6 protein-coding genes are annotated in these 5,090 nt (G+C 67.5%); 4 read left to right on the forward strand and 2 right to left on the reverse strand.

The window, feature by feature from the left end; all coding sequences use genetic code 11:
- On the reverse strand, positions 1-318 hold a 318-nt coding region (locus ACYP33_RS22415; protein ID WP_459623977.1), incomplete at its 3' end, for an AsnC family protein.
- Between the two features lie 77 nt (positions 319-395).
- Between ACYP33_RS22415 and ACYP33_RS22420 the strand changes: the two genes are divergently transcribed.
- From ACYP33_RS22420 to ACYP33_RS22430, 3 genes are all read left to right on the forward strand, one after another.
- Entirely contained in the window at positions 396-1,301 is a 906-nt protein-coding gene (locus ACYP33_RS22420; RefSeq protein WP_414448305.1) for a hypothetical protein, read from the forward strand.
- A 167-nt stretch (positions 1,302-1,468) separates the two neighbouring features.
- A complete protein-coding gene (locus ACYP33_RS22425) occupies positions 1,469-1,699 on the forward strand; it encodes a hypothetical protein (RefSeq protein ID WP_414448304.1) in 231 nt (76 codons plus the stop codon).
- A 165-nt stretch (positions 1,700-1,864) separates the two neighbouring features.
- Entirely contained in the window at positions 1,865-3,010 is a 1,146-nt protein-coding gene (locus tag ACYP33_RS22430; RefSeq protein ID WP_459623978.1) for a DUF2827 domain-containing protein, read from the forward strand.
- A 36-nt stretch (positions 3,011-3,046) separates the two neighbouring features.
- Here the strand turns inward: ACYP33_RS22430 and ACYP33_RS22435 are convergent, their stop codons facing one another.
- Positions 3,047-3,952, reverse strand: a complete 906-nt coding sequence (locus ACYP33_RS22435; protein ID WP_414448302.1) for an AraC family transcriptional regulator — start codon at positions 3,950-3,952, stop codon at positions 3,047-3,049.
- 255 nt (positions 3,953-4,207) lie between these two features.
- On the opposite strand from ACYP33_RS22435, the gene ACYP33_RS22440 reads away from it, so the two are divergent.
- Positions 4,208-5,050, forward strand: a complete 843-nt coding sequence (locus ACYP33_RS22440) for an oxidoreductase (protein ID WP_459623979.1) — start codon at positions 4,208-4,210, stop codon at positions 5,048-5,050.
- Positions 5,051-5,090 lie beyond the last annotated feature (40 nt).

The following is a 5,090-nucleotide window of genomic DNA, read 5'->3' on the forward strand; positions in this document are numbered from 1 at the left end:
TTTCAAGCCCTGGATCACGACCATCAACGCCCGGCCGTGTTCGTCCGAGCCATCCCACGCCTCCACGATCGCATCGCGCAGCCGCTCGTCGTAATTGCCGGTGCGCATGCCCGACGAAGGCGCTTCCATGCCGTAGAAACTGCATAGCTTAATGAATGGCTCGCTGCGCCGCAGACGCTGCCCGTCGGACAACCGAAGGCGTGACACGGTAGGCTGGCTGACCCCGCAAAGCCTGGCTATTTCACTGGACGAGCGTGGATCTGCCCGCAGCCTGTCGAGCAAGGCATGAACCGAAAAATTGTGATCCAGGGCTTCCATGTCATGCATTATAACTATACAGTAGCGCTTATTGAAATGCCCTGTCGCAAGATCGGGCCGCAGTACCGAGAGAGTTGATGACACTGAAACACCTGCCCCCCACGTTTTGCTGGACCAGGATCGGCGCCGAGTTCGGCGAGGATCTGTCGACTGTCGTGCTCCGCAAGGAGTGGGAGCGTCGGCTGGGCGGCGGGCGGTTTCTGTGGGGCATCGGGCAGCCGCTCGGCAGCAGCGTGCAGGTGGCCGCGCATCGCGTGGGGTCGCTGGCCGCGCTGTTCACGCCGTCGGCGAACCGCGCACGCGCGGCGGAAATCGGCCCGCGCGCGATGCTGCTGTGGAATGCCTGGGTGGATGCGGGCGGGCAGGTGCGTCAACTGCCGCCGTATGCCTTCATCACGAGCCGCCCGACCCTGCCGTCGGGCCGCCGCCGCGAGCAGTACCACGCGCTGGTGTGCGCGTCGGCCGCGCCGCTCGGCGTCGGCACGCGCCTGCGCGTGAGCCCCGACAACCTGCGCAGCACCGTCACCGGCAAGCCGCTCGGCGCGGCGCAGTCGGCCGTGGTGGTCGATTGCGTGGCGCGCACGGCGGAGCCGGGCGCGCGCAGCTATCCGGTGGCGTTGACGGTGGAGCTGGACGCGCCGTACACGGTTCGGCTCGCGCAGCCCACGGTGGTCAAGGCGCGCGATCTCGCGCGCGTGAGCAAGGCGGCGCGCGAGGGCGATTTCGAAACCTATGTCGATCTGGTGGAGCGCCTGCGCGGGCGCTCGGCCGGCGCACAGTCGCGCGGCTTCACGCGCGACCTGTTCGACTTGCCGGTGGTGGAGCCGGTGGCCGTCTACACGGATTTCGTGAAGCGGCTGCGTGCCCGGTCACCGGCGGAACCGGCGCGCGGCTCGACGCGCGACCTGTTCGAATTTCCCGCGCCCGAACCGGCGCCGGCATTCGCCATTCCAGGCAGCGCGCAGGGCAAGCTGTTGCTCTAGCGCCGCGCGGCCTCGGCGCCGCGCGACCGAATGACGGCCAGGCTCGGAAGTCGCTCCCGCGGCCGCTGCATGGTGCAGCGTCGCGGCGGGCGGGATTGATGCCCGCGCGCATGCGTTGCAGGGCGCGCAGCCGGCTTGCCGACAGGCAGGCCCGAGGAGGAAGGTGCATGGCGAACATCGGTCATTCGCGCGAGGCGCTTGCCGCCCAGCGTTACGTCGAGGCGACGCGCAACGTCGATCTCGCATTCCGCGCGGTGCGCGGCGATCAGGAAGACATCCCGGAAAGTGCCGAATATGCGGCCGCGCAATCGCGGCTCGATCGCGCGCTCGACGAGCTGGCGCGCGCGCAGGAGCTGTTCGATACGGCCGTCAGCGTGCGCGGCACCCGGCATTTCTGAGGCGAACGCGGCGCGCGCCGTGCGCCGTGCGTGTCACGCTATCGGCGTCTCGCGCGTTCGCGCACCGGCAGCCGCGCGCCGTTGCGCCGGGCGCGCGTATGCTGTGCCGATGCCCGCCGTCACGCGCGCTCGCGCGGCGGCGCCCATCCTTTTCGCTCATCCGCCATGACTGCTCCTGTCGATTTGAACGGCCTGCGCATCGGTATCACGATCGGCCTGCGCGAGCCGAACGAAAGCCTCTGGATCAACGGCATCAAGCAGAACGCGCTCTATCTCGCGAAGCTGCTGATGGCCTCGTCGCACGGCTATCGGGTCACGCTCGTCAACACCACCGATGTGTCCTTGAGCGAGGGCCTGCCGTGGGATCGCGCGGTGTTCGACACGCGCAGCTTCGCCGAGATGAAGGATTCGCTCGATGTCCTGATCGAACTGGGCGGCCAGATCGACGCCGAGCAAACCGCCTACCTGAAGGCGCGCGGCGCGAAGCTGGTCAGCTATTGCTGCGGCTTCGAATATATCCACGCCACGCAGTCGATCCTGTTCGGCCGCAAGCTGTGGGATTCGCTGTTCATCAATCGCGGCTACGACGAGGTGTGGGCGATCCCGCAGATCGCGCCCAATTCGCTGCCGTTCCTGCAATCGCTGCGCCGCTGCCCGGGGAGGGTGGTGCCGTTCGTCTGGGATCCGATGTTCCTGACCGAGCGCTCACGCCCGCTGCGCGAGCACGGCGAATACCGGCCGAGCGGGCAGGTGGCCAAGCGGTTGACGGTGATGGAGCCGAATCATGACGTCGTGAAGTTCTGCCTCTATCCGATGCTGATCATCGACGAAGCGTTCCGCCGCGATCCCGAGGCCGTGTCGTTCACGCATGTGACCAATGCCGATCACATCGCGCAGCGCAGCCAGGAGTTCGTCATGCTGATGAATTACCTGGAGATCGTGCGCGCCGGCAAGGCCAGCTTCGTCGGCCGCTTCGATACGCCGCAATTCCTGGCCGAGTTCACCGACGTGGTGGTGTCGCACCAGTGGGAAAACCCGCTCAACTATTTCTATTTCGACGTGTGCTGGCAGGGTTATCCGCTCGTGCATAACGCGCATCTGGTGCAGGACGTCGGCTACTACTACCCGGAAAACGACGTGCAGGCCGGCGCGAAGGTGCTGGCGCGCGTGCTGCGCGAGCACGACGCCGATTGGGAACACTACCGCCGCCAGCAGCGCGCGCTGCTGCGCCGTTATACGCCGGAGAACCCGGCGCTGGTGGCCGATTACGATCTGCTGCTGGCCAACCTGGTGGGCGTCGCGAACGCGTGATGCCAGCCTGACGCCGGCGCGCGCGCATGCCCGCCGTCACGCCGGCTGCGCGCTCGCCGCCTGGCCGTTGCCGAGCCGCGCGGCGTCGCTGGCCGGCGGCGCGCCGAACAGGCGCTTGTAGTCGCGGCTGAACTGCGACTGGCTCTCGTAGCCCACCTTCAGGCCGATCGCGCCCGCGCCTTCCCCCTCCGAAATCAGCATGCGCCGCGCCTCGCGCAGGCGGATCTGCATGCGGTATTGAATCGGCGTCATCGAGGTCAGGTTCTTGAAGTGGCGATGGAACGACGTCACGCTCATGCCGGCCAGCTCCGCCAGCGCATCGATGCTCATCGGCTCGGCGTAGTGCGTCTTGATCCATTCCGTCACGCGGCCGATCTTCGCGACATGCGAGCTGTTCAGCGCGAACTGCACCAGCGTTTCGCCAAGGCCGCCGGTCAGCAGCCGGTAGTAGATTTCGCGCACCACGAGCGGCGCGACGAAATCGATCTCGTCGGGATGGTCGAGCAGCTTCAGCAGCCGCGCGAACGGTTCGAGCAGCGCGGCGTTCAGCGGCGCGGCGGCCAGCGCGGCCGGCGGCGACGCGTTCGGCGCCGGCTCGGCCGCCACGCGCTGCAGCACGTCGGCCAGCAGCGCGCGGTCGAGGCTCAGCGTCAGCGCCAGATGCGGCTTGCCGTCCTCGGTCATCTGCATGCAGGTCGTGACCGGAATGTTGACCGTCACCGCGAGGAAATGCTCGGGCGTGGCGAGAAACGATACGTCCCCGAAGCCCACCCATTTCGCGCCCTGCACGACCAGCAGGATGCGCGGATCGTAGAGCGCGCGATCGGGCGGCGTGGTGCTCGTGATCCTGAAGATGCGCAGGCCGGGGACGGGCGTGGCCTGATAGGGCGAGGTGCAATGGCGCTCGATGGTGTCGCGCATCGCGGTCAGCAACGGTTCCATGGCGATGTTCCCGGGGTGGCCCGGGCCGGTTCGGCAGATGTGGGCAAGCCTAGGGGAATCGGCAGGATCGTGCAACAAGCGGGCCATGTCGGCGAGCGGGTTTTTCCCGGAATGGCAGGATCACGCAAGAGATTGGTGCGATGTTGGCTGGCCGCGAGTAGCCCACGGCGTAACAATGGTTTCCGTGCAGCCGTTACGCCGCGGCCGGTTCCGGGCGGCGCGGGCTGTCGATCCGACTCATTTCCAGGAGGCACCATGAAGCAAGAAAACGTCTGGTTCATTACGGGATGCTCGACGGGATTCGGCCGCGAGCTGGCGCAGCAGGTGCTGGAGCAGGGCGGCCGCGCGGTGCTCACGGCGCGCCGTCCCGACACGCTGGCGGCGCTCGCCGCGCCGTATGGCGAGCGCGCACTGGTGCTGCCGCTCGACATGACCGACGAGACGGCGATCCGCCGCGCGGTGGCCGATGCCGAGGCGCATTTCGGCCGCATCGACGTGCTGGTCAACAACGCAGGCTACGGCTATTTCTCGGCGATCGAGGAAGGTGAGGATGACGAAGTACGCCGCCAGTTCGAAACCAACGTGTTCGGTTTGTTCTCGCTGACGCGGCACGTGCTGTCCGGCATGCGGACGCGCCGCCAGGGGCATGTGATCAACGTGTCGTCGGTGGGCGGCCTGATGGCGTTTCCGGCCACCGGCTATTACCACGCGTCCAAATACGCCGTGGAAGGCTTTTCGGAATCGCTGGCCGGCGAGGTCAAGCCGCTCGGCATTCATGTGACGATCGTCGAGCCGGGCCGGTTCCGCACCGATTGGGCGGGCCGCTCGCTGATCGAATCCAAAACGGTGATCGACGATTACGCCGAGACGGCCGGCAAGCGGCGCGCCCAGGCGCACAGCTATTCGGGCACGCAGCCGGGCGATCCGGCGCGCGGCGCGGCGGCGATCATCCGCATCGTCGGCGAGGCGGCGCCGCCGCTGCGCCTGCTGCTCGGTTCGGATGCCTATCAATTGGTGCAGACCAAGCTCGAGGCGCTGCGCGCCGAGTTCGAGCAATGGAAGGATGTCTCGCAAGGCACCGATTTCCCGGCAGAGTGAGATAGATAGCGGCTGCGCGCCCGGGCCTGCGCCCGGGCGC

It is taken from the genome of Burkholderia sp. 3C (assembly GCF_054589155.1).

Excerpts from the sequence above, each read along its gene's own strand:
- ACYP33_RS22420 (WP_414448305.1), top strand. The coding sequence starts at position 396 with ATGACACTGAAACACCTGCCCCCCACGTTTTGCTGGACCAGGATCGGC.
- ACYP33_RS22425 (WP_414448304.1), top strand. The coding sequence starts at position 1,469 with ATGGCGAACATCGGTCATTCGCGCGAGGCGCTTGCCGCCCAGCGTTAC.
- ACYP33_RS22430 (WP_459623978.1), top strand. The coding sequence starts at position 1,865 with ATGACTGCTCCTGTCGATTTGAACGGCCTGCGCATCGGTATCACGATC.
- ACYP33_RS22435 (WP_414448302.1), bottom strand. The coding sequence starts at position 3,952 with ATGGAACCGTTGCTGACCGCGATGCGCGACACCATCGAGCGCCATTGC.
- ACYP33_RS22440 (WP_459623979.1), top strand. The coding sequence starts at position 4,208 with ATGAAGCAAGAAAACGTCTGGTTCATTACGGGATGCTCGACGGGATTC.